This is a genomic window from Streptomyces sp. ME02-8801-2C, from assembly GCF_033793965.1.
Classification (GTDB): domain Bacteria; phylum Actinomycetota; class Actinomycetes; order Streptomycetales; family Streptomycetaceae; genus Streptomyces.
The window spans coordinates 173,375-195,392 of record NZ_JARAXP010000005.1 but is presented as its reverse complement, the minus strand read 5'-3'; the positions used below and the strand labels follow the sequence as shown (position 1 = coordinate 195,392).

The window sequence follows — 22,018 nt, the reverse complement described above, 5'->3', positions numbered from 1 at the left end:
CTTTCTGCTGTTTCAGCGGGGCGCGCGGTCCGTCGCCGCGCGGTCAGCCACGCCTCCCGCGCCGAGCAGGCCGGTCGGGGTCAGGGGTTCGTGGGCCGCCAGGCGTGGTAGTTCGCGGCGGGATCGGCGCAGGATCAGCGGGGGCAGTGCCGCGCGTACCGGCTGCAGGAGGCGTAGCCACGGCGGGGCGTACACGGCCGTACGGCGGTGTTCCAGGCCGTGTACGAGCCGGTCTGCGACCGTTCCCGTGCTGGAGACCCGCCGCGCCGGCGCGGGCATGAGGGCGCGCAGTTCGCGCAGTACTGCGTGCTGGTCGGCGTCGCGGACCATGTCGGTGTCGATCCAGTTGAGGTAGGCGATGCCCACCCCGACGCCACGGTGGGCGACCTCGGCGCGCAGCGCGTGTGCGAAGGCCTCCGCGCCGGCCTTGGAGGCGCAGTACGCGCTCATCAGGGGAGCCGCGCCGAGGGCGGCCAGGGAGGCTATCTGCAGGTAGTAGCCCTGAGTTGCGTACAGGTCCGGTAGGAAGGCTCTTGCCGTCTGGGCGCTGCCTACGAGGTTCACCTCGATCACCCGACGCCAGTCGGCCGGGTCGGTGGCGTCGAAGGGGCCGCCCGCCGCGACGCCCGCGTTGGCGATCACGGCCGACGGGGGGCCGAGACGGGCGCGTACCTCGGCCGCCGCCCGCTCCAGCGCCCGTAGGTCGGTCACATCGACCTCGAGGGCCAGGACAGGTGTCGGCAACCGCGCGGCCAACTCCTCCAGCGGGGACTTCTCGTGCCCGAGGAGTGCCAATCCTGCGCCTCGCGCGGCGATCTCGTGCGCCAGCGCCGCCCCCAGCCCGCGCGCGGCACCGGTCACCACGACCGTCCGGTCCTTCAGCGGGCTGCTTCGCACGGGTGGGCCTTTCTTCCCGTACCGGCCGTCAGGGCTGGCCGGCTCTCACTCCTCGGCGTCCGGCGGGCGGGCCGTGTGGTCGCGGTGACCGGCCGTACGGCGGTTCTCCTTCATCTCCGCCTCGTACAAATGGCCCCGGCCGTCGGCGAGTTCGCTCACCAGGCTGCGCTCCAGCTCCTGGAACGGGCGGTAGTAGGTGTCGTTGTAGGCCTCGACGATCTGGAACGTCCAGTGGCCGGGGATGACGTTGCGGCCCAGGATCTCGGCCTCGACATTCTCGGCCCAGCCGGGATGCCCGGCCTCGCGCAGCAGACGTACCGCCCGGTCGAGTTCCAGATCGGCCGCGCCGGTCAGCTGGTGGAAGCCGTAGAGGTGGCCGCGGGCTCGCTCGGTGGTCTCCAGCGCCTTCGAAAGGGCCCCGAGGGCCTCGAGGGTCGTGTCGTCGACGCCGTCCGGTCGCCGGTGGCGGCGGTCGGGACCGTCCTGGTGGTCACTCATGCCGTTCCCTCGATGTGTCGGTGAGTTCGGTGGTTGTCAGTCGGAGACCCTGCGGCCCGTGCGGTCGCGGCGGGTGAGGAGTCGTTGGGCGTGGGCGCGGAACATGCCCGGTACGCGGTGGGCGCGCAGTGCCGCGCGGGCGGCGTTGGCGCCGGGCGCTCCGTGTACGCCTCCCCCGGGATGGGCGCCGGCGGAGGCCAGGAAGAGGCCCGCGACGGGGGTCTCCGGGCGGCCCGTGCCGGGCACCGGGCGGAAGAGGAGCTGCTGGTGGATGGCGGTGGTGCCGCCGTTGATGGCGCCGCCCGGGAGGTTGGCGTCGAGCGCCTCGAGGGTGGGCGGGGCCAGGACGCGCCGGGCGCGGATACGGCTGCGGAAGCCGGGCGCGAACCGTTCGACCTGCTGTTCCACGCGGTCCGCCATGAGTTCCTGGTCCGTCTTGCCCCAGGCGCCGTCGATGCCCTCCTCGCCCGCGTCCCGGCGGATGTCGTGCGGGACGTGTGTGTAGGCCCAGGCCGACTCCGTGCCGCTGGGGGAGCGGGTGGCGTCTGCCGTGGTCATCTGGCCGAACAGGGCGAAGGGACGGTCGGGTACCTCGCGCATGGCGATCTGGGCGGCGAACCGGGTCAGCTCGTCCATGCCGTCGGCAAGGTGGACTGTCCCGGCCCGACTGGCCCCCTCGGCCCGCCAGGGCACGGGACCGTCGAGCGCCCAGTCGACCTTGAAGGTGGCGAAGTCCCACTGGAAGCGCCGCAGGTCGTCCAGTAGCTGCGCGGGCAGGTGTTCGGGGCCGACGAGCTCCCGGTAGAGGACCGGTACGGCGACGTCGGCGAGCACCGCCCTGTGCACGGGCACCGCCTCCCCGCCGGCGGTTCGCACCCCGACGGCCCGTCCGCCGCGTACGACGACCGTCTCCACCCGCTCCCCGCACCGCACCTGCCCCCCACGCGCGCGCAGCCGCCGGACCAGCGCGTCGGTCAGCGCGCCCGAGCCGCCGACCGGCACGGGAAAGCCGTACGTCTGTCCGAGCATCGACATCAGCCAGCCGAAGCCGCCGCTGCCGGCCGCTTCGGGGGCGAGGTCGGCGTGCAGGGCGTTGCCCGCCAGCAGCAGCCGACCGCCCTCACCGCGGAACTCCTCCTCGCCCAGCCTGCGTACGGGAAGGATCAAGGACCGTGCCGTACGCAGCCCGCCGGCCGCACGCAGGGTCAGGGCAAGCCGGGCCGCCGACCTGACCGGCGGAAACGGGGTGAACAGCGCGCCCAGTACATCGGGCCGCACGGTCTGCCACAGGTCGCACAGCCGCCGCCAGGCGTCCCCGTCGCCGGGCGCGAACGCGTCGAGGGAGGCGGCGGTGGTGTCGACGCGCCGGTCCAGTACGGCGCACCGGCCGTCGCTCAGCGGATGCGCGAGCACCGCCGGGGCGTGGCTCCAGCGCAGTCCGTACTCCTCGAGATGGAACCCGGCCAGGATCGGGGACGCGGCGGCCAACGGGTAGAAGGCGCTGAAGAGGTCGTTGACGAAGTCGGGATCGACGCCCCGGTCGTGGCGGACGGCGCCGCCCGGCTCCGGCTGTTCCTCGAGGACCTCGACGCTCCAGCCGGCGTCCGCCAGTACGTTGGCGGCCACCAGCCCGTTGGGCCCGGCACCGATCACGACGGCGTCAGGCATGGGCAAGACCCTCCCCGCCCCGGTGCTCGCGCCCCGACCGCCGCCTACCCGACTCCCCGACACCCTCTGTGTCTCCCTCTGCGCCTCCGTCCTCGCAGCAGCGGGCGAGCCGGGCGAGCATGGCGCGGTGCCGGAGCTGTATCAGTGCTTCGAACCCCACGTTGTGCAGAGCGCCCCCGGCCCCCTGCAGGGGATGTTCATCGACGAGAACCAGACAGTGCTCGCCCCATTCCCGCAGCTCGATCGCGATACGGGCCGTTCCGAGGAGACCGGCGGCAGCCTCCAGTTCCAGGACGGATCCCTCCTGGCAGCGGCGTACGACGGTCTCGTTGCCGACCCGGAACGGGCCCAGCCGCACCTCGTAACCGATCGCCGAGTCCTGCTGCGGCCACTGGCCGGACACGGGTTGCGAGGACGACGTTCCCACCACCCATTCCGCATACCTGCTGCCGTCGGAAAGGACCTCCCACACTCTGGCGGGGCTGGCTTTGATGAGGCGATGACGTACGGCCACGGGTATCTCCAGTCTTACGAGTCTCAGGAGTCTCAGGAATCTCACGCGTTGCCGATGGCGGACCATCGCCGAGTGCCCTGTCGCCTGTGGCCCAACCACCGGGCACTCGTGCACTCGTCCGATTCCGGGTGTCCACTGCAACCGCAGTGGCTGAAAACGTGTCTCTGGGTGCATGCTCTGTGGTCGTGGGCGGGTGGGCGGCGTCCGGCAGCACGTGCGGCACGTAGGCCTTGGGGGTCTGGAATGAGTTCTGCGACGAGCACGTGGGAAGTACCCGGATACACCGGCTCGCTGGAGCTCGGGGCAGGGGCGAGCGGGCGGGTCGTCCTCGCCGTGCACGAGGCGACCGGCGTTCCGGTCGCGGTGAAGTACCTCAGCGACTCACTGCGCACCCGGCCCGGCTTCGTACGCGACTTCAGGGCGGAGGCGCGGCTCCTCGGCGGGCTGGAGAGCGCGTACGTCACCGGCCTGTACGAGTACGTCGAGAGCCCGGACGGCGCCGCCATCGTGATGGAGCTGGTGGACGGCATCTCGTTGCGGACCCTGCTGACCAGCCGGGGCACGCTCGACCCCGAGTCCGCCCTCGTGATCCTCAAGGGGTCGCTGCTCGGCCTGGCCGACGCGCACCGCGTAGGCGTCGTCCACCGCGACTACAAGCCGGCGAACGTCCTGGTCGCACCGGACGGCTCGTCCAAGCTGGTCGACTTCGGGATCGCGGTGGACGCCGGCACCAGCGTCGGCGTGGCCGGAACCCCCGCCTACATGGCCCCGGAGCAGTGGACCGGCGCTCCCGCCTCTCCGGCCGCCGACGTGTACGCGGCCACGGCCACGTTCTTCGAGTGCCTTACGGGCCACAAGCCGTACCCGGGTGACAACCTCGCCGAACTCGCGCTGCAGCACGTCGACGCGCCCGTCCCCGTCGACGAGGTCCCCGAGTCGGTGCGGGAGCTGGTCCGGCGCGGTCTGGCCAAGGAGCCGGGGCAACGGCCCAGCCAGGCCGAGGAGTTCGTGAGCGAACTGGAGGCGGTCGCGGGCGCCGCCTACGGTCCCGACTGGGAGGAACGCGGCCGGGGCCGGCTCGCCGCGCTGGTCGCCCTGCTGCCGCTGCTGCTGCCCTCGGCGCGCGGCGCGCAGCGGACCACCACGGACACCGCCCGTACGGTCCTGGGCAGCGAACCGGGCCTCGGCGGGGCGCGGTCGTGGCGGCCCGGCCGCCCGGGGATCCTGGTGGCGGGCGCGGCCGTACTCCTGGCCGTCGTCCTGTCCTACGGTATGCCGGACACCCCGGGAGTGGATCCGCAGCAGGCGGCGCAGGCCCTGGCGACCACCAGTGCCCAGCCCGGCGTGGAGTCCGGAGGACTCGCCACTCCGGCCGCGTCGGACACCCCGTCCCCGTCGTCCTCCGCGTCGCCCAGCTCCTCGCCCTCGCCCTCGGACTCAGCCTCGACCTCGCCGTCCTCCGCGTCACCCGGCCTTACGCCCTCGGCCCCGGCGACCACCGACACCGGCGGGCCCGCCACGGTCGCTCCGCCGCCGGGGACCACGACGCCCGCCCCGACGCCCACCGCGACCGACACCGATCCGGCGCCGACGACCAGTGCCCCCACAGGGCCGGCCGCGCCCGCCGTCAAGGACGTCGCGATTTCGGTCTTCCGGCAGACGGGTCCGACGACCGCAACGGCCACGATCGACATCACCACGGACGGCACCGGCCCGATCTCCGTCACCGTCTCGTGGTCCACGAGCGACAACGGGCTACGGCTCGCCGCCGCCGCGGACGGCCCGTCCCAGACGTTCGAACGCAGCGGCGCCACGCAGTACACGCTCACCGTCGAGCACACCTTCCAGGGCGACGGCTGCTACTGGACGGTGCAGGCCACAACCACTCCGGCCTCCGCCGACGGCGGCGCCTCGCAGCAGCTTCTGACCAGAGGGTGTGGCATCTCATGACCGAGTATGACGACGACCGCGTTTCCGGTTCCCCTACCGGGACCGACGAGCCCACCCGGGTGCTGCACATGGACGAGGACGAGTTCACTCGGGTGCTGCACATGGACGACGACTCCATCCGGGCGGTGCACGCGGACGACAACGACTCCACCCGGGTGCTGCACGCGGATGACAACGACTCCACCCGGGTGCTCGGGCTGGCCGACGTCGAGTCCACCCGGGTGCTCGGTCCGGCCGACGCCGAGCCCATCCGGGCGCCGCAGTCGCGTCCGGACGACGACGAGTACAGCGCGACCGTGCTGGCCAGCCACTGGATCCAGCGGCCCGAGCCGGAGACCGTTCCCGTCGGGCCGCCCACGACCAACTTGGTGAACTTGCTGGAGAAGTCGCCGCCGACACCATCCACAACCTCACCCGCGTCACCCGCGCCTCCGACGCTGCCCGACCGTACCGAGGGCACCGTGCTGCGGTTCGGCCCCGGGGTGACGGCGGCCGTCGCGAACCGTACCCACAGCACGCTGAACGTGGTGCCGGCGCCCCTCGCGCCCCCGCGCAGACGCCTGCGAAGACACGCCCTGCCCGCCCTCGTCCTGCTCGTCGTCATCGCGTTCCTCGCCTGGCAGCGCCTGGGACCGGACATCGCGGCACGCACAGTGGAGGTGACAGCCCGTCCGACGCTGCTGGGCTGCGACGCCACGGCGGACATCGCCGCCCGCGTCACCACGAACGGCCGACCGGGCACCCTCTCCTACCGCTGGACCCGAAGCGACGGCACCGCGTCGGGCGTACTGCGCGAGGAGATGGTCCGGGGCCAGAAACACGCGAACCTCCACCTGCTGTGGACCTTCCAGGGCAAGGGCCGCTACACCGCGCAGGCCGAACTGCACCTCCTCTCACCCACCCGGCGCACGGTGACCACGCACTTCACGTACGACTGCCGCTGAGCGGTGACCCCGATGAGCGGTCTGGGGGAACGCGGAGGCCCGAATTTCCCTCCTTCTGGATGAAGGAATACGCACAGACAGGGAAATCGGGTATCAACCGGCATGGGTCTGACCAGCGAAACGACTGTGTATGTGATGACGGCTGTCGCCGCCGTGAGTGTGGCGCTGTTGGTCTGGTCGTGGCCACGCTTCGCCCGGCGGGGACTGTGGCAGGTGCTGGGACGACTGGTCGCCATCGGGACGACCCAGGTGGTGCTCATCGCGGCGTTCGCGTGCTGGGTGAACTCGTCGTACCAGTTCTTCGGATCGTGGAACGAACTCTTCGGCCGCGTCGAGACGGCCCCCGTCGAGCTGACCCAGGCGGGCGGAGGCGTCGGAGGCGTCGGCACGATGAGCGGTGCCGCCATGAAGGGGGCGCTGGTACAGCCGGATACCAATGAGCAGTTGGGCCAGGTCAGTGGACTGCCCACCGGGCCCGCCTCGGTGAACGGGCGGGTGGAGTCCGTGAAGGTCATCGGACGCCGCACCGGCGTGGTCGACCCGGCGTTCGTCTATCTGCCGCCGCAGTACTTCCAGAAGGCGTACCAACGGCAGCGCTTCCCGGTGATCGTCGCCCTCAGCGGCTATCCGGGCAGCATCTTCAACCTCGCGCAGCATCTGCGGGTGCCCCAGATCGCGGGCGATCTGCAGCGGCGCGGTCAGATGCAGCCGACCGTCATGGTGATGATCCGGCCGACGATCGCGCCGCCGCGCGACACCGAGTGCGTGAACGTACCGGGCGGTCCGCAGACCGAGACCTTCCTGGCCAAGGATCTGCCCGACGCCCTGAAGTCCGCCTATCGGGTGGGTCATGCCGCCAGTGCCTGGGGTGTCATGGGCTACTCCTCGGGAGGCAGCTGCGCCCTTCAGCTGACGATGCGTGATCCGCACGTGTACACGACGGCGGCCGCGCTGTCGCCCGACTACAAGGTCAAGGACGATCCGACGACCGGCAGCCTTTTCGGCAGCGGACCGGACCGGGACGAGCGGATCAACGGCCACGACCTGATGTGGCGGCTCAAGCACCTGCCCGCCCCCCAGGTGTCCGTCCTGGTGGCCGAGAGCAAGCACGGCGAGCGCGGTTATCCGCAGACGCAGGCATTCGTCAGGGCCGTCAAGCCGCCCATGCGGGTCGTGTCGATCCTGCCCGAGCACGGCAGCCACAACTTCCCGACCTGGGTACAGGAGATGCCTCCCGCCCTGAAGTGGATGAACCAGCAACTGACGTTCCCCCAGGACGCCGTACCCCGTCACCTGAAGAAGTCGCCGGCGGCCGCCGACGACCCGAAGCCCGGTCATGCGACTCTGCGCGCCGAGGGCCCGGAGCCGACGCCTCCCGCCACGAAGCGCAGATGAAGCCCGCCGCCGCTCCGCCCGGGCCTGGGGCCACCCGAGGCCAGGGGGCCGCCGGCCACCGGAGCGGGTGACGGGCCCGGAGCACCCCGCTGCCCGACCCGCGGCCGTACAGGCATACCGTCCAACTGTGCGGCCGTGTGGCTGGACGGCGGAGGTGACGCGTCCCGGCGCGGGGCGTGGGAGGAGGGGAGGGACCGGATGGCTGGTCACGCCCTGACCGATCTGGCGACCGGCCCGCTCGCGGAGCTGACCGCGGGCCGGCTGCTGTCCTCCTGGCGACTGGACGTCCCCGCCCTCCTGCTGGCCGTAGCTTTGGGCGTGCTCTACGGCTGGGGCGTGACAAGACTCCGTCGGCGCGGGACGCCCTGGCCACTCGCCAGGGCTGCCGCGTTCGCGCTCCTCGGCCTCGGCGGGCTGGTCGTGGCGACGATGTCCGGGCTCGCCGTCTACGACCGCGTGCTGTTCTGGCCGGCCGCCGTGCAGAACGTCGCGCTGGACCTGGTGGTGCCACTGGGCCTGGCGCTCGGCGATCCGCTGCGGCTGGCCGTCGAGGCACTGCCGGAAAGGGCCGGCGCCCGGGTCCGGCGGGTGGTGACCGGGCGGGTGGTACGGGCGTTGACCTTTCCCCTGGTCAGTACGGTGCTGGTGCTGGCCACCGAGCTGACGGTGTACTTCACGCCGTACTTCGCCACGGCGCTGCGGGTGGGCTGGCTGCACGAGTTGATGTACCTGCACCTGCTGGCGGCCGGCTGCCTGTTCGTCGTACCGGTACTGACCCGGGAGGAGACGCTGCCGTCCTGGTGCACGCATCCGGTGCGGGCGGCGCTGGTCTTCCTGGACGGCGTCGTCGACGCGGTGCCCGGGATCGTCGTCATGACGCACGGCACCCTGATCGCGGGCGCCTGGTATGTGCGCCACGCCCCGTCCTGGTCGCCGGACGTCCACCATGACCAGCAGGTCGGCGGTGGCGCGATGCTCGGCATCGCCGAGCTGGTCGCTCTGCCCTTCCTGCTGGCGGTCCTGTTCCAGTGGACGCGTGCCGAACGCGTTCAGACCGCGGCCCTCGACCGCCGACTGGACGCGGAACTCGCCGCCGCCGCACCGGTCCCGGAGCCCGGCACGACATCCACTCCCGACCGCGTACGCCCCTGGTGGGAGACCGAACAGAACGAGGTGGCCGCCAGGATCCGCCGCCAGAACGGGCAGCCCTGACCGGCTGTGGGAACCGCTCGGGACCACCGTGGGCGGATTCTCGGCCGACGTGCCACGCGGGCGGATGCTCCAGCAGCCACGCACCGGCTCCCAGCAGAACCATGCAGTTGTCGGCCGGCGACCCGTCGGCCGAGCGGTCCCTGCTGGACCAGACGGAAGAACAGAGTCAGTTGGGCCCGCCACTGAGATCCTGCCGTCCAACGGAAAGCGGAACCTGGTAACGCGCACATTGGCCCCCGAGTCGTGGCTGCGCTCTGTCGAGGCCGCGCGAACGCGTGCCCGTGGCGCGGAAGGAACCCGATGAGCTTCGCACTCGGCCCCGGTGCGGCCGCGACCGAATCGGACGACGGAATGGTGCTGCTCCACGAGGGCACCGGCCGCTACTGGATGCTCAATCCCACAGGGGCGGCGGTCGTGCGACTGCTCCAGGTGGGCAGAGAGACAGCGGACGTCGTCGAGGCACTCGGCGCGCGCTTCGCGCAGGACCCGGCGCGAGGCGTGACCTCGGACACCACCCTCCTGCGGCAGGTCACCCCCCAGCCGATGGTCTCGGCCGTGACCGGTGTCCTCACGCTCGGGGCGGTGATGGTCATGATGGGCGGACTCGATCCGCTGCTCCTGGGCGTGACCGTCGGTGTCGTCGCTGTCGTCAGCGGTGTGATCACCACGGCCATGCCGCGCATCTCCCGCGCGACGCTCCGGGCGCAGGCGTCGGTGGGCGCGATGGGTTCCGTACTCGAACGCGCGCTGGGCGCCTTCCGCACGGTGAAGGCGTCCGGAGCCGAGGAACGTGAGACAGCCGTGGTGCGCCAGTCCGCCGACGAGGCGTGGCGCAACGGCATCGAGGCCGCCAAGTGGCAGTGCGGTGTGCGCGCCGTTGTGCGCTCGGCAGGGTTCTTTCCCCAGGGGTATCGCTTCTGCCCCGTATCGGGGTCCAATGGTGGGAGTCAGGCCCTTCGCGCCCGTACCGGTCAGAAGAGGCACGCTATGGATCCATGGCTGATCTGGTTGATCGTCGCGGCCGTGCTGGCTGTGGCGGAGATCTTCACCCTTACCGCTGCGCTCGGACTGCTGAGTGCGGCCGCATTGGTCACGGCGGGGTCCGCCGCGGTCGGGATGCCGCTGCCCTTGCAGTTCCTGGTGTTCACCATCGTCGCCACAGTCACCGTGCTGTTCGTCCGCCCCATTGCGCTACGCCACGTACTCCGGCCCCAAGTGGCGCGATTCGGCGTGGACGCGCTGGTCGGCAAGGCCGCCTATGTCGTCTCGGAGGTGACGGGCCTGGGCGGCAGGGTCCGCATCGACGGTGAGGAGTGGACGGCCCGCGCCTACGACGAGACGCTGGTGATTCCTCCTGGAAAGACCGTCGATGTCATGGAGATCAGCGGCGCCACCGCGATCGTCTACCCCCGGGACTGAAATCATGGAAACCTCGGCGTTCCTCGTTGCCGGCCTGATCGTCGCACTGATCGCGGTTTTCACCGTGGTGCGGGCCGTCCGTATCGTGCCCCAGGCACGCGCTCGCAATGTCGAGCGGCTCGGCCGCTACCACCGGACCCTGGATCCCGGCCTCAGCCTCGTCATCCCGTTCATCGACCGCGTTCATCCGGTGATCGATCTGCGGGAACAGGTCGTTTCCTTCAAACCGCAACCGGTCATCACCGAGGACAACCTGGTCGTCGAGATCGACACCGTGCTCTATTTCCAGGTGACCGACCCACGAGCGGCTTTCTACGAGATCGCGAATTTCCTCCAGGCGGTGGAGCAGCTCACCGTCACCACGTTGCGCAACGTCGTGGGATCCATGGACCTGGAAAAGACCCTCACCTCACGGGACACCATCAACAGCCAGCTCCGCGGCGTGCTGGACGAGGCCACCGGAAAGTGGGGGCTGAGAGTCAACCGGGTGGAGATCAAGGCCATCGACCCGCCGCAGTCCATCAAGGACGCGATGCAGAAGCAGATGCGTGCCGAGCGGGACAAGAGGGCCGCGATTCTCGGGGCCGAGGGGCAGCGCCAGTCGCAGATCCTCACCGCCGAAGGCGACAAACAGGCCGCCGTCCTGCGCGCCGAGGGCAACCGTACCGCCGCGATCCTCCAGGCCGAGGGCCAGTCCCGGGCCATCGACGAGGTGTTCCAGGCCGTGCATCGCAACGACCCCGACCCCAAGCTGCTCGCCTACCAGTACCTTCAGACGCTGCCCCAACTCGCGCAGGGCTCGGGCAACAACTTCTGGGTGATCCCCAGCGAGATCACCTCCGCGCTCCAGGGCATGTCCCGCGCCTTCACCGACGTGCTGCCCCAGTCGCCGGCCACCCGTGAGAAACCCTCGGACGACATGGTTGCCCAGGCCGCCAACGACAAGGCCCAGGCCGCCGAAGCCGCTGCCGAGGCCCTCGCCGAAGCAGCCAAGGCCGAGCGCGTCACCCCCGATGCCCTCCCGGATCACCCGCCCCGCTGACGGCGGTCGGCGTCCCTGTCGGCGCGACCAGACACCGCAAGCCTCCGAGCGCCCGACCCCGTGGCAATCGCCGCTCGTCACCCTGCGCCGCTCGACCGCACCCACGCCGGGAGACGTCCGGACGGCGCCGACGATCACCGCCCGAGTCGGACGGGTATCGCCGGGGCCGACACGGTGACGCTTTCGGAGCGCCTGCCTCCTCCGGATCCAGGAACGCGGGAAGCGTCACTGTGATCGGGAAGCGTCACTGTGATCGGCCGACGTTTTCCGGGCTGCCTGCGGTCAGCGCTGTGAGGCGCCGCCCATCTCTGCGGTGAAGACCACGGGGTCGCTGTCGAACCCAGTGACCGTCTCGCGGAATTCCCACGCGCCGGAGGCGTCACGAATGAACTCCGCGACGGTGGTGGCCGTGGATCCGGCGACCTGCGCGAACGCGAAGTCAACCACAGTCTGACTGCGCAGTCAGCCCCTCGTGAGCCGACATGCCGGGTTCATCGTCGTGATCGTCGGTCATCAGCCTCATTCAACGTGATGGGCGTGACGCGAGTCTTGACTTCGGCATGGTGGCCACCACAAACTCCGCATGACCGCGCGGTCATACGCCCTTGTGTGACCGCGCGGTCATGCGAAGCCGCACGACCGCGCGCAGACGGCCGAGCGCCGGACCCGCCGCCGCGACAAAGGAGACGCAATGCACAGAGGAAGGTCGGCGAAGGTGCTGGGAACCTTCGCCGCTGCGACTGCGATGCTGGTGATACCCATGGCCAGTGCGCAGGCGTACAACCCGACGGGCGGGGTCATGTACCAGCTCGGGAACGAATCGTGCCTGAAGGGCCGGGGCAACTGCGCGATCTACGTGAAGTCGGCTCAGCTGTCGAGCGGACGCCTGGTCGCGTCGTTCGAGAAGGCCACGGTCGTGCCGGAGACGGGAAGCGCCGACGGGGAGACACTGCCGATCTACAAGAGCGACGACCACGGAACGTCGTGGCAGGCACTCTCGGAGGTGAAGGCTCCGGCGTATCTCTCCAGCGATCCGCGCTACGCGAAGTACACGAGCAACTGGGGCGCCCCGTACCTCTACACGCTGCCGGAGAAGGTCGGCAAGCTGAAGAAGGGCACGCTGCTCCTCGCGAGCGTCGTGACGGGTGACGACCAGTACTACCTCGAGCACAAGGCGGCCGACCCGAACTGGACGCCGTCCAACGACGGTGACCGCAGTGACGTGGCGATGGCCCTCTACTCCAGCACCGACGACGGCGTGACGTGGGACGTCCTCAACATCATCGCGACGGGGGGCTGGCAGGGCGGCAGCGCGGGTGCGGTCGGCAAGAACGTCGCCGCCGCGAACACGTACAAGCAGGTGGACCCCCTGTGGGAGCCGTACCTGATGGTCCACGAGGGCCAACTCGTCTGCTACTACTCGGATGAGAACGACTACGTCGGCTTCGACCCGGTGACAGGCGTCCCGAAACTGGACCCCGCGAACGACACCGCCCCGGATTCGCACGGGCAGATCCTCGTCCACAAGACCTGGGACGGCCGCAAGGCGCAGTGGAGCGCTCCGGTCGTCGACCTCGCGGGCCTGACCCAGGACATGGGCGGCGGCAAGACGGAGATCGGTGGCGGTCGGCCGGGCATGACGAACGTCGTCCCCACCACGGACGGCAAGTGGCTCCTCGCCTTCGAGTACTGGGGCGGCGGAACCAACACCAGGTACGTGCTCGCCGACGACCCGCTGAAGTTCTACCGCGGTTCCCCCACGGGTACGGGAGTCACCTCGCTGCCGGTGGACGCCGGTTCCCGTCCTCTCGCGGTCGGTGGCAGCCCGGTCGTCATCGGGCTGCCCGACGGGCGGCTGGCCTACAACGCGTCCAACAGCGGCAACGTCTGGATCAACGAGAGCGGACGCAGCGACGGCGTGTGGAAGGAGTACCAGACGACGTCGCGGGCCGGCTACACCCGCAACCTGCAGTACGTCGAGGGCACCGGCCGCGTCTCGATCCTCAACCACGAGGGCACCTCGACGCTCCGCTACGCCGAGGTCGACTTCGGCCGTTCCGAGGGCGCCTACTACCAGCTCGTGAACCGTAGGACCGGCCAGGTGATCGGTACCGGAAACAAGACCAACGACGCGAACATCGGCAACGGCGACGTTCCCGACGTCCGTCTGGAGGACGCCGGCTCCGCGGCGAACAAGGACACGCAGTACTGGCACCTGACCACCAAGGCCGATGGCGCACTGACGCTGCTGAACAAGTCGGGCGGCCGTGCCGCCGGCATCTGGACGGCGAATCCGACGGTCGGCCAGCGGATCGGCCAGTGGGCCGACGACACGCCGGCCGGTCTGTGGAACCTCGTCAGGACCGCTGACGGGTACTACAGGTTCCAGTCGGCCAAGAACCACAACGTGTACCTGACCGGCGCGTCCGCCGGGGCGCCGCTCACCCTGCAGAACATGGTCGCGGACGGCTCGCAGGAGTGGCAGCTCGTCCAGCAGGCCCCGGTCTCCGCCAGCCTGACCGAGGACACGCGGTCCAAGCACCTGATCGCGGGAAGCGTCGGCAAGAAGGCCATCGTGTCGCTGAACGCCGCCGCGTCGGACCCCGCGGGCACGGCCCTGCACGCGAACAAGACGGGCCACGCCTACGTGTTCGCGGCCGACGGCAAGGTCACGGACCTCGGTCCGGTCCCCTTCGACGAAAACCAGAAGGGCAGCGTGACCCTTCCCAAGACCCTCGCGGCCGGGAAGGTGAACATCGCCGTGGTGTTCGACGACACACCGCTGACGTGGGACACGGCCAAGATCCGGGCCGAACGCTGATCCGAGGTCTGCCGGTACGGGGCTGAGGCGCCGGCTTGCCGGACCTCGGCCCCGGGGCCCCCAGCAACCGACGCCCGCCGCGCTCCGCCCTCATACGGCGGGGCGCGGCCGGGCTTCCCAGAACGGACCCCTCGTTGAGATCCATCCTCCTGAAGGACCTGCCTCCGAACGCCCGGTACTGCGTCCTTCTCGAACCGCTGTGGGCACTGACCGGCACGGTCGTGCTCTACTACGCCACGCTCTACATGAAGTCCGTCGGACTGAGCAATCTCTCCATCGGTGTCATCCTGTCAGCGAACCTTTACGCTGCCTTCCTTTTCCAGATCATCGCCGGAGCCGTGACCGACCGGCTCGGGCGCAGGATGACATCCCTCGTTTTCGATCTGGTCGGCTGGGCACTGCCCATGGCGCTCTGGGCGATCGCGACGAACTTCTGGATCTTCCTGATCGCCGCTCTGTTCAACGCCTGCTCAAGCATCGTCAACACCTCCTTCAACCTCCTCGCCACCGAGGACACACCGAAGGAGGGCCAGCCCCGCGTCTTCGCCGCGGTAAAGCTGATCGCCATGGGCGCCGGGCTGCTCACCCCGATCGCGGGTGCCCTCATGGGGCAGTACGGCGTGGTCTCGACCCTGCGGGTCATCTACGGCGTCGGCGCGGTCATGATGTTCGCCCACTTCGTCTGGCGCCACCGCATGGTCCGTGAGACCGTCGCGGGCAAGGCCGCTATGAAGCGGCGCGGCAACACCGGCATGGCCCGCAGCGTCGCCACGAACCTACGGCTGTTCTGGCAGTTGTCACGACAGCGCCGGATGTGGCCTCTCGTCGGCCTGTACATCGCCACCAGCCTCGCGGTGACGATCAACGTCTTCCAGGTCGTCTACCTGGCGGACAACCTCGGGATCGGCGCCGACATCATCTCCTGGATCCCGGCGCTGACCGCGGCTGTGGCACTGGTGTGCTTCCTGATGCTGCTGCCCCGGCTGCAGGGACACTCCGTCGTGAACACCACCCGAACAGCCCTCGCGCTGAGCGCCGCGGGATGGCTGCTGTTCCTTCTGGTCCCGAGGCACGGAGTCGTCCTGCTGATGCTGAGCAGCACGCTGATCGCCGCCGGCGTGTTCCTCACGGAGTCCTACCGCGACACCATCATTGTGGGGACACTCGATGACAGGGACCGGGCCGCGATGTTCGGTGCCCTGCAAAGCGTGACCGCCATGATGGCGATTCCCTCCGGCTATGTCGCGGCACTTCTGTACGACACACGGCCCCGGCTGCTCTTCGTCGTCATCTTCCTGCTGTACACGGCCGGCGCGATCTTCGCCTGGATCCTGCGGCCCGCGTCCGCGCCCTCCGACGAAGTCGATCCCAGTACACGGGAGGCAACGTGGGCAGAGGCCTGATCACCGGCTTCGACAACCGCAGGTGAACGCTGGTCATCTGAGATCGTGTCGTACGCCGCGTACTGGTGCGCCGTCGATCGCCGCCGACGGAACTCGACGCGTAGAAGGGGCCGAGTCAGGCCGACGCCCTGGCGCCGCCGCTGCCCGCGCTGCCCGCGCTGAGCCTCGCCAGCATGCGCCGGAATGCGTGTGCGTCCGGGAGCCCGGCGGGCGAGGCCGGTAGATCAACGGGCTCGGGCAGACCTTAGCCTCGCGCTTTCACGAGGTGGAGTGTCCGATACTTGATCAAACGGATGCGGACGGCATGCGGCTGACCTGTTTCGCCACCAACACCCAGGGCCGGCCGATCGCCGAGCTCGAGCGCCGTCACCGGCTGCGGGCCCCGGGCCGCATCCACGCCGCCCGGGCCACTGGCCTGCGCAACCTGCCCCTGCATCGCACGGCCCTGAACCGGATCTGGCTGGAGATCGTGCAGATCGCTCTGACCTGCGGGCCTGGGTGCCGATGCGCCCTGACCGGCAAAGCCAGGCTCTGGGAACCCCGCCGCCTGCGGCTCCGCCTGTTCACCGCGGCCGGACAACTCGTGACCACCGGTCGTCGGCGAGTCCTCCGCCTGGCCCGGCACTGGCCCTGGACCGGTCACATCACCGCAGCCCTCGACCGGCTCACCCACCTGCCCGACCCTAACTGACCTGCGGATTCCCCATCCCTTCGGCGGCACCTCAACACCCGGAGCAGGGGAACCCGGCGCCAATCCGAGGCGACACTCGGGCCCTCGGCCTGCACAGCCTCAGCCCACGGCACGAAAACGGTCCACCGACTCCGTCGGCGGACTGTCACGAGAGAGATCACCGACAAGGACTACGTCGGATACTTCATGAACGGGTACGGGGAGGAACTCGTGTTCGCCCAGCGTCGGGGCGAGAAAACCGCTCGGCTCTGGCACAGCGACGCGGACTGGAAAATGTCCCTCGTCGGTGACCACTCGATTCGGCTCGACGGCCCATTGGACGGGATGATCACTGTTGCGGACCTGATCATCAATCGCGAGGAGGCGACATGGCTGTCCTCCTGCTGGCGGGGTGCCAGCCGGTATCCGGCGCTGACCACGGTGCAGCCCGATACCCGGGCGAGGTCCATGACCGGTTCGTGCCAGTGCTCCACGGACCCCGCCTGCCAGCTGCCGCCGTGTGCCCAGACCAGCCAGCCGTAGGGGCTCGGTCCGGGCCGGTAGACCCGCACCGGGACGGTGTGCGTCCCGGCGTCGAGCAACCGGTCCTCCCAGCGGACCTCCTCGCCCTGCGGGGCGTCGAGGCGAACGGAAGTGGAGGGCCGTGGCCCGGCGGCCGGCGGCCCGGACCGCCCGTCGTCAGTGCGCACTCGACCGGGCGCCGCGCAGGAACAGGGCGCTGGTGAGGGTGCCGAGGAGCACGATGGCGGCGTTCACCGCGATCGCGACCTTCAGACCGCCGAGGACGGCGGAGGCTCCGCTGCCGGTCATGGCGGCGGTGGTGATGGCGCTCATGATGGGCGTACCCATGGTGATGCCGACCTGCTGGGTCATGGTGGCGAGGCCGGTGGCCAGGCCCTGCTCGTGGTCGGCGAGGCCCGAGGTTGCGGTGACCATGAAGCCGACGATGACGAACATGTTGCCGACGCCACCGGCGAAGGTGGCGACCAGCAGGAGCCACATCCACGAGCGGTCGTCGCCGAGGCCGAGCAGGGCCACCGTGAACACGGTCTGCAGGATGCCGCCCACGAGCAGCGTCTGCCTGGTGCCGAGCTTCCCGATGACCCGAGGGGCCGTGGAGCCGCCCACGACCGTTCCGATGCCCAGCACACCGAAGGACAGCCCGGCGGCGAGGGCGGAGAAGCCGAGTACTTCCTGAAGGTAGAGGGTGAGCAGGAAGACCAGCGAGGTCTCGGTGAGGAACGCGATCAGACCGGCGACGTTGCCCCAGGCCACGGAGCGTTTGCCGAGCACGCTGAGCGGGACCAGCGGCGCGGACACCTTGCGTTCGACGGCGTAGAACACGAGCATCAGTGCCGCGCCCGCGGCCGGCGGAAGCAGCGCGTCCGCCGAGCCCCAGCCCTTCTCACCGGCCTGGGTGAGGCCGAAGACGATGGCCAGCAGGCCGAGCGTGACGCTGACGGCACCGGGCAGGTCCAGCTTCGGACGCTCGTCGGGACGGGACTCCTTGATGACCGTCGGGGCGATGACCAGCACGGCGAGGGCGACGGGCACGTTGATGAAGAACGCCCAGCGCCACGACAGCAGGTCGGTCAGCAGGCCGCCGAGGATGGCTCCGGTGGTGAACCCGGCGGACATCAACGCCCCGTTGAGGCCGAGCGCCTTCTCGCGCAGCGGACCCTCCGGGAACGAGGTCGTCAGGAGCGACAGTCCGGCCGGGGTGACGGCGGCGGTGGCCAGACCCTGGCAGACGCGGGCCGCGATCAGTACCTCCGGGCTCTGCGCCAGGCCGCCCACGAGCGAGGCCGCGCCAAGGAGGACGAGGCCGCCGAGAAACAGCCGGCGACGGCCGAACAGGTCGGCGACCCGGCCGAAGAGCAGGGTGAAGCCCGCAGCGCACAGGGCGAACGAGGTGGCGATCCACTGCAGGTGCCCGAGCGAGAAGCCCAGGCCCTCACCGATCACCGGCAGCGCCACGTTCAGGATGGAGAAGTCCACGGCCAGCATGAACTGGGAGGCGAGCAGGAGCACCAGCACCAGCCGGAGCCGGGGTGTGAGCACGTTCGGTGGCGTGTCGGCGACGGTGCCGGACGCGGTACGGGGCGCGGTACGGGGCGTGGTACCGGCAGCCTCCGAATCAGTGACAGACATGACAGCGAGTCCCTTTCCTCAAGTTTCCTGATGGGAGGCTCGTCGATGTCCGGACCGCCAGCCAGAACCCTGTCCCGCACAGCCGGCGGGAGGGTAGTCATCAGAGGACCACTCTCACGGCTCCCGGCCCTCGGGACCGGCGGGCATGATGGGAAGTCAGGGGCCACGGCCTGTCGCACTCCGCCCACCTGGAGGCATGGATGGACGCCCCGTCCGAGCTGGGAGAATTCCTCAAGTCCCGCCGCGCCGCGCTGCGTCCCGAGGACGTCGGCATCACGCCGTACCCGAACCGCCGCCGCGTCACCGGTCTGCGCCGTGAGGAACTGGCCATGCTCGCCGGCGTCAGCATCACCCACTACACCCGGCTCGAACAGGGGCGTGCCCTCAGCGCCTCCGACGGTGTACTGGAGTCGATCGCGCGTACCCTGCGCCTGTCCGACGACGAGACGGCCCATCTGAAGGATCTCGCCCGCCCAGCCGTCGCCTCCTCCCGGCCGGCTCCGCCCCGGGTGGCACACGCCAGTGCCTCGGCCCGGCAACTGCTGGCGGCCATGAGCGACGTACCGGCCCTCGTCCTGGACCGGCACAACGACGTCCTCGCCTGGAACCGGATGGGGCACGCTCTGCTCGCCGGACACCTGGCGCCCGAGAGCCCCGACACGCCGGCGACCCGCCCCAACCTGACCCGGATGCTCTTCCTGGACGAGCAGTACCAGGAGTTGTTCACGAACTGGGACGAGGAGGCGCAACTCGGCGTGGCCTCCTTGCGCCTGGTCGCGGGCCGCCACCCCCACGACCGTTCCCTTGCCGAACTCATCGGCCAACTCACCATGAACTGCGACGAGTTCGCATCCCGCTGGGCCCGCCACCCGGTACGCACCTGCACGTCCGGGGTGAAACACCTGCGCCATCCGATGGTCGGCGCGATGGACCTCAGCTTCGAGAACCTCGTCATCCCCGGCGCTTCCGGCCAGCGCCTCATCGCCTACACCGCCGAGCCCGGCTCACCGTCGGAGGCGGCGCTGCGGCTTCTCGGCAGCGTGACGGCTCCGGTGGTGGCGGAGGACCCGGCGGCGGTACGACGCTGACGCGCTGCCGGAACCGCCACGCGGCGACCTGACCCCCCCAGGTCATTGACCTGGGGTTCAGTCCTCGGCGTCGACGATGCGCTGGAACGCGGCCGCGAGTTTGCCCAGGTCGATGCCTTCGAGCTGGTCGAACAGCTGATGGCGGACGCCCGCGATATGGACGGGCCAGGCCCTTTCCAGGCGGGCCAGGCCGGCGTCGGTGAGGACCGCCCGGAAGGAACGGGCGTCCTGGCTGCACTGCTCCCGTACGACCAGCCCTTCGCTCTGGAGCCGCTGAACGGTACGCCCCATGTGGGAGGCGGACTGATGGCACAGCTCGGCCAGGTCGCCCAGGCGGAGGGCACGCCCTTCAGCTTCGGACAGGAACATCAGCGCGACGTACTCGGCATGTGTCAGGCCCAGAGGGTGCAGGTTCGCGTCGAAGGCGCGGGTCAGAGCGGCCATGGCGGGACGGAGCGTCTTGACCAGGGCGTACTCGTCAGCGGTGAGAGGGGCGGGCCTGTCGCTGTCGTGGGGCACGCCTTCATCCTACGCATTACTTGTGTGCGCAACGAAATTCTGTAATTGTGTGCGCAAGTAAGTAAATGTTCTGATCACTGGGGAGTGATGACTCATGGATCGTCGTGCCGTACTCAGGGGCGGCGCCGGAGCCGCTTTCGGCGCCCTGGCACTCACCGCAGTCCTCGACGGCGGTACCCCGGCCGAGGCCTCGGACCGGTATCGCCACCTGAGCGAATTCAAGATGGGAGACCCCGTCAGGACCCGCGAGGAGTACCCGTGGCCCGGGCATCTCACCCGTGAGGAGCGCCGCAACCTGGAGATGTTCGACGTCGCCGACTTCGACGTCTACTCCCACCAGGACTGGGACCGCTTCGACGAGAGCCACGACCAGGACGTACGCGTCCACTGGCCCGACGGCCACTACACCGACGGGCTGGACATCCACATCGAGGACATGAAGGCCCAGTTCCTGTGGGCACCCGACATCAAGATCGAGGTGCACCCCGTCCGCATCGCCAAGGGCAACTTCGTCGCGGTGACCGGTGTGTGGGAGGGCACGTTCACCGGCCCGATGCCGGACGGGGAGGGCGGTGTCATCCAGCCCACAGGCAAGCCGTTCGCCCTGCACATGTGCACCATCGGCGTCCTGAACAAGCGTGGCGTCATGGAAGAGGAGTTCCTCTTCTTCGACCAGCTGACCATGCGACGACAGGTCGGCCTGGCCTGAGCTCGGCGCCAGGCCAGAGGCCCGTGACCGGCACCTTCACCGCACGTCGCCACCGCGGTGCAGGCGCCGGAAGTCTCCGGGTGCTGTCCCCGTGAGCCGGGTGAAGAACTTGCTGAAGTTGGTGGGTTCACTGAAGCCCAGACCATGGGCGATGGAAGACACCGGGTCGTCGGTGTGGGCGAGCAGGCGTTGGGCCTGCAGGGCGATGCGGCCGTCGATGACCTGCTTCACGGGCTGCCCGGTGGCCGCCAGACATGCCCGGGTCAGGGTCTTCACGGTGTAGCCCAGGCGACGGGAGTAGTCCTCGGCCCGATGGACGGTGGCGTATGACGACTCCAGCTCCGCGCAGAAGCGGTTGTAGACCTCGCTGCCACGCTGAGCCTCCCCGGTGCCCGGATCCGGCAGCCGGTCGATCTCCAGCAGAGTGGCGGCCAACAGGTGCTGAAGGATCTCGCGGGAGACCTCTTCGGCTCGCTGGGCGTACTCCGTGGCCAGACGGCCCAGTGACGCGGACAGCGCGCTGTACTCGGCGTCCACGCCCAGCTGACGCCACACGGGCCCGGCCCAGGGGGTGAGCAGACGCTCCGTACGGGCTGTGCGCAGCGGAAAGGAGGCCGCGAACCGCAGATGCACGCCCTGAAGCGTGGACGGCACAAAGCGCTGCACCTGGCCCGGGCGTACCCACAGCAGCGTGCCCGGGCGGCAGCCGTACGTCACGAAGTCGACGGTGTGATCGTCCCGGCCTTCGGTGATCAGGGTGATGGTGTGGAAGTCCACCCGGTTGAAGCGCTCCTGGACTGCCTTCGGGATCCGGCGGCGCACCGCGTCCAACGCCGTGATCTCGAAGCCGGGCACGGGGCCCTCGGGCGCGTTGCAGTCCAGATCGTAAATGCGCGCGACATCCTCCCGGCCGGCGTCGGCGGGGAGGTGTGTGAGCGTCGTAGAACCCTGGGTCATGTCCGCTCCCGATCCTGATCAGTCCTCAGATTACCTCGCTCACCCGGCCTTTCCCGTCGAGAGTGGTTGGCACAGGGGAAAGCCGGGCGCCGAAGCACCATGCGGCGTACGGGACGGACCTCTGGAAGACAGCCCTGGGC

17 protein-coding genes and 4 pseudogenes are annotated in these 22,018 nt (G+C 69.9%); 12 read left to right on the top strand and 9 right to left on the bottom strand.

Annotated elements, in window-relative coordinates; translation table 11 throughout:
- Positions 1-12: 12 nt before the first annotated feature.
- Genes PV396_RS18130 through PV396_RS18115 form a run of 4 tightly spaced genes read right to left on the bottom strand, consistent with a single transcriptional unit; the run spans position 13 to position 3,577 of the window.
- Complete coding sequence (locus tag PV396_RS18130) at positions 13-897, bottom strand: SDR family oxidoreductase (RefSeq protein WP_319205800.1); 885 nt, start codon at positions 895-897, stop codon at positions 13-15.
- A 45-nt stretch (positions 898-942) separates the two neighbouring features.
- Positions 943-1,395: a hypothetical protein gene (locus tag PV396_RS18125; protein WP_319205799.1), complete on the bottom strand. Its 453-nt coding sequence runs from the start codon at positions 1,393-1,395 to the stop codon at positions 943-945.
- A 36-nt stretch (positions 1,396-1,431) separates the two neighbouring features.
- A complete protein-coding gene (locus PV396_RS18120; protein ID WP_319205798.1) occupies positions 1,432-3,063 on the bottom strand; it encodes an NAD(P)/FAD-dependent oxidoreductase in 1,632 nt (543 codons plus the stop codon).
- Positions 3,056-3,577 carry an SRPBCC family protein gene (locus tag PV396_RS18115; RefSeq protein WP_319205797.1) on the bottom strand — a complete coding sequence of 174 codons (522 nt, stop codon included), beginning with the start codon at positions 3,575-3,577 and terminating at the stop codon, positions 3,056-3,058. The genes PV396_RS18120 and PV396_RS18115 overlap by 8 nt, the downstream gene beginning before the upstream one ends.
- Before the next feature lie 243 nt (positions 3,578-3,820).
- Here PV396_RS18115 and PV396_RS18110 point away from each other — a divergent pair, with 243 nt between their 5' ends.
- The 7 genes and pseudogenes from PV396_RS18110 to PV396_RS18080 all read left to right on the top strand — a co-directional run bounded on the left by PV396_RS18110 (position 3,821) and on the right by PV396_RS18080 (position 11,539).
- On the top strand, positions 3,821-5,527 hold the full coding sequence (locus PV396_RS18110) for a serine/threonine-protein kinase (protein ID WP_319205796.1): 1,707 nt from the start codon (positions 3,821-3,823) through the stop codon (positions 5,525-5,527).
- On the top strand, positions 5,524-6,471 hold the full coding sequence (locus PV396_RS18105) for a hypothetical protein (RefSeq protein ID WP_319205795.1): 948 nt from the start codon (positions 5,524-5,526) through the stop codon (positions 6,469-6,471). The genes PV396_RS18110 and PV396_RS18105 overlap by 4 nt, the downstream gene beginning before the upstream one ends.
- Before the next feature lie 102 nt (positions 6,472-6,573).
- Positions 6,574-7,866: an alpha/beta hydrolase gene (locus PV396_RS18100; RefSeq protein WP_319205794.1), complete on the top strand. Its 1,293-nt coding sequence runs from the start codon at positions 6,574-6,576 to the stop codon at positions 7,864-7,866.
- A gap of 198 nt (positions 7,867-8,064) precedes the next feature.
- A complete protein-coding gene (locus PV396_RS18095; RefSeq protein WP_319205793.1) occupies positions 8,065-9,078 on the top strand; it encodes a cytochrome c oxidase assembly protein in 1,014 nt (337 codons plus the stop codon).
- 300 nt (positions 9,079-9,378) lie between these two features.
- Positions 9,379-9,960, top strand: a pseudogene (locus tag PV396_RS18090) (PqqD family peptide modification chaperone); the annotation flags it as partial.
- Between the two features lie 105 nt (positions 9,961-10,065).
- Complete coding sequence (locus PV396_RS18085) at positions 10,066-10,497, top strand: NfeD family protein (protein ID WP_319206341.1); 432 nt, start codon at positions 10,066-10,068, stop codon at positions 10,495-10,497.
- Positions 10,498-10,501: 4 nt separating this feature from the next.
- Complete coding sequence (locus tag PV396_RS18080; RefSeq protein WP_319205792.1) at positions 10,502-11,539, top strand: SPFH domain-containing protein; 1,038 nt, start codon at positions 10,502-10,504, stop codon at positions 11,537-11,539.
- Between the two features lie 282 nt (positions 11,540-11,821).
- Here PV396_RS18080 and PV396_RS18075 read toward each other — a convergent pair.
- Positions 11,822-11,971 (bottom strand): annotated as a pseudogene (locus PV396_RS18075) (TerD-family protein); the annotation flags it as partial.
- A 328-nt stretch (positions 11,972-12,299) separates the two neighbouring features.
- Between PV396_RS18075 and PV396_RS18070 the strand changes: the two are divergent.
- The 3 genes and pseudogenes from PV396_RS18070 to PV396_RS18060 all read left to right on the top strand — a co-directional run.
- Positions 12,300-14,033, top strand: a pseudogene (locus PV396_RS18070) (RICIN domain-containing protein); the annotation flags it as partial.
- A gap of 461 nt (positions 14,034-14,494) precedes the next feature.
- Positions 14,495-15,763, top strand: a complete 1,269-nt coding sequence (locus tag PV396_RS18065) for an MFS transporter (RefSeq protein ID WP_319205791.1) — start codon at positions 14,495-14,497, stop codon at positions 15,761-15,763.
- Positions 15,764-16,052: 289 nt separating this feature from the next.
- Positions 16,053-16,454 (top strand): annotated as a pseudogene (locus PV396_RS18060) (transposase); the annotation flags it as partial.
- Positions 16,455-16,624: 170 nt separating this feature from the next.
- Here PV396_RS18060 and PV396_RS18055 read toward each other — a convergent pair.
- Positions 16,625-17,143, bottom strand: coding sequence for an alpha/beta hydrolase (locus PV396_RS18055; RefSeq protein WP_319205790.1), 519 nt, complete (start codon positions 17,141-17,143; stop codon positions 16,625-16,627).
- Positions 17,133-18,605, bottom strand: a complete 1,473-nt coding sequence (locus PV396_RS18050) for an MFS transporter (protein WP_319205789.1) — start codon at positions 18,603-18,605, stop codon at positions 17,133-17,135. The genes PV396_RS18055 and PV396_RS18050 overlap by 11 nt, the downstream gene beginning before the upstream one ends.
- A gap of 200 nt (positions 18,606-18,805) precedes the next feature.
- On the opposite strand from PV396_RS18050, the gene PV396_RS18045 reads away from it, so the two are divergent.
- The gene (locus tag PV396_RS18045; protein ID WP_319205788.1) at positions 18,806-19,693 is read left to right on the top strand and encodes a helix-turn-helix transcriptional regulator; all 888 of its coding nucleotides are present in this window, start codon (positions 18,806-18,808) and stop codon (positions 19,691-19,693) included.
- Between the two features lie 57 nt (positions 19,694-19,750).
- Here the strand turns inward: PV396_RS18045 and PV396_RS18040 are convergent, their stop codons facing one another.
- Positions 19,751-20,212: a MarR family winged helix-turn-helix transcriptional regulator gene (locus tag PV396_RS18040; protein ID WP_319205787.1), complete on the bottom strand. Its 462-nt coding sequence runs from the start codon at positions 20,210-20,212 to the stop codon at positions 19,751-19,753.
- Positions 20,213-20,306: 94 nt separating this feature from the next.
- Between PV396_RS18040 and PV396_RS18035 the strand changes: the two genes are divergently transcribed.
- Positions 20,307-20,921, top strand: a complete 615-nt coding sequence (locus PV396_RS18035; protein WP_319205786.1) for an ester cyclase — start codon at positions 20,307-20,309, stop codon at positions 20,919-20,921.
- Positions 20,922-20,957: 36 nt separating this feature from the next.
- On the opposite strand, the gene PV396_RS18030 is transcribed toward PV396_RS18035, so the two are convergent.
- Positions 20,958-21,878 carry an AraC family transcriptional regulator gene (locus PV396_RS18030; protein ID WP_319205785.1) on the bottom strand — a complete coding sequence of 307 codons (921 nt, stop codon included), beginning with the start codon at positions 21,876-21,878 and terminating at the stop codon, positions 20,958-20,960.
- Positions 21,879-22,018 lie beyond the last annotated feature (140 nt).

What these genes read in the sequence shown, in the direction of transcription:
- PV396_RS18045 (WP_319205788.1), top strand. Translation starts at nt 18,806, where the DNA reads ATGGACGCCCCGTCCGAGCTGGGAGAATTCCTCAAGTCCCGCCGCGCC.
- PV396_RS18125 (WP_319205799.1), bottom strand. Translation starts at nt 1,395, where the DNA reads ATGAGTGACCACCAGGACGGTCCCGACCGCCGCCACCGGCGACCGGAC.
- PV396_RS18085 (WP_319206341.1), top strand. Translation starts at nt 10,066, where the DNA reads ATGGATCCATGGCTGATCTGGTTGATCGTCGCGGCCGTGCTGGCTGTG.
- PV396_RS18030 (WP_319205785.1), bottom strand. Translation starts at nt 21,878, where the DNA reads ATGACCCAGGGTTCTACGACGCTCACACACCTCCCCGCCGACGCCGGC.
- PV396_RS18080 (WP_319205792.1), top strand. Translation starts at nt 10,502, where the DNA reads ATGGAAACCTCGGCGTTCCTCGTTGCCGGCCTGATCGTCGCACTGATC.
- PV396_RS18120 (WP_319205798.1), bottom strand. Translation starts at nt 3,063, where the DNA reads ATGCCTGACGCCGTCGTGATCGGTGCCGGGCCCAACGGGCTGGTGGCC.
- PV396_RS18105 (WP_319205795.1), top strand. Translation starts at nt 5,524, where the DNA reads ATGACCGAGTATGACGACGACCGCGTTTCCGGTTCCCCTACCGGGACC.
- PV396_RS18035 (WP_319205786.1), top strand. Translation starts at nt 20,307, where the DNA reads ATGGATCGTCGTGCCGTACTCAGGGGCGGCGCCGGAGCCGCTTTCGGC.
- PV396_RS18095 (WP_319205793.1), top strand. Translation starts at nt 8,065, where the DNA reads ATGGCTGGTCACGCCCTGACCGATCTGGCGACCGGCCCGCTCGCGGAG.
- PV396_RS18050 (WP_319205789.1), bottom strand. Translation starts at nt 18,605, where the DNA reads ATGTCTGTCACTGATTCGGAGGCTGCCGGTACCACGCCCCGTACCGCG.
- PV396_RS18100 (WP_319205794.1), top strand. Translation starts at nt 6,574, where the DNA reads ATGGGTCTGACCAGCGAAACGACTGTGTATGTGATGACGGCTGTCGCC.
- PV396_RS18110 (WP_319205796.1), top strand. Translation starts at nt 3,821, where the DNA reads ATGAGTTCTGCGACGAGCACGTGGGAAGTACCCGGATACACCGGCTCG.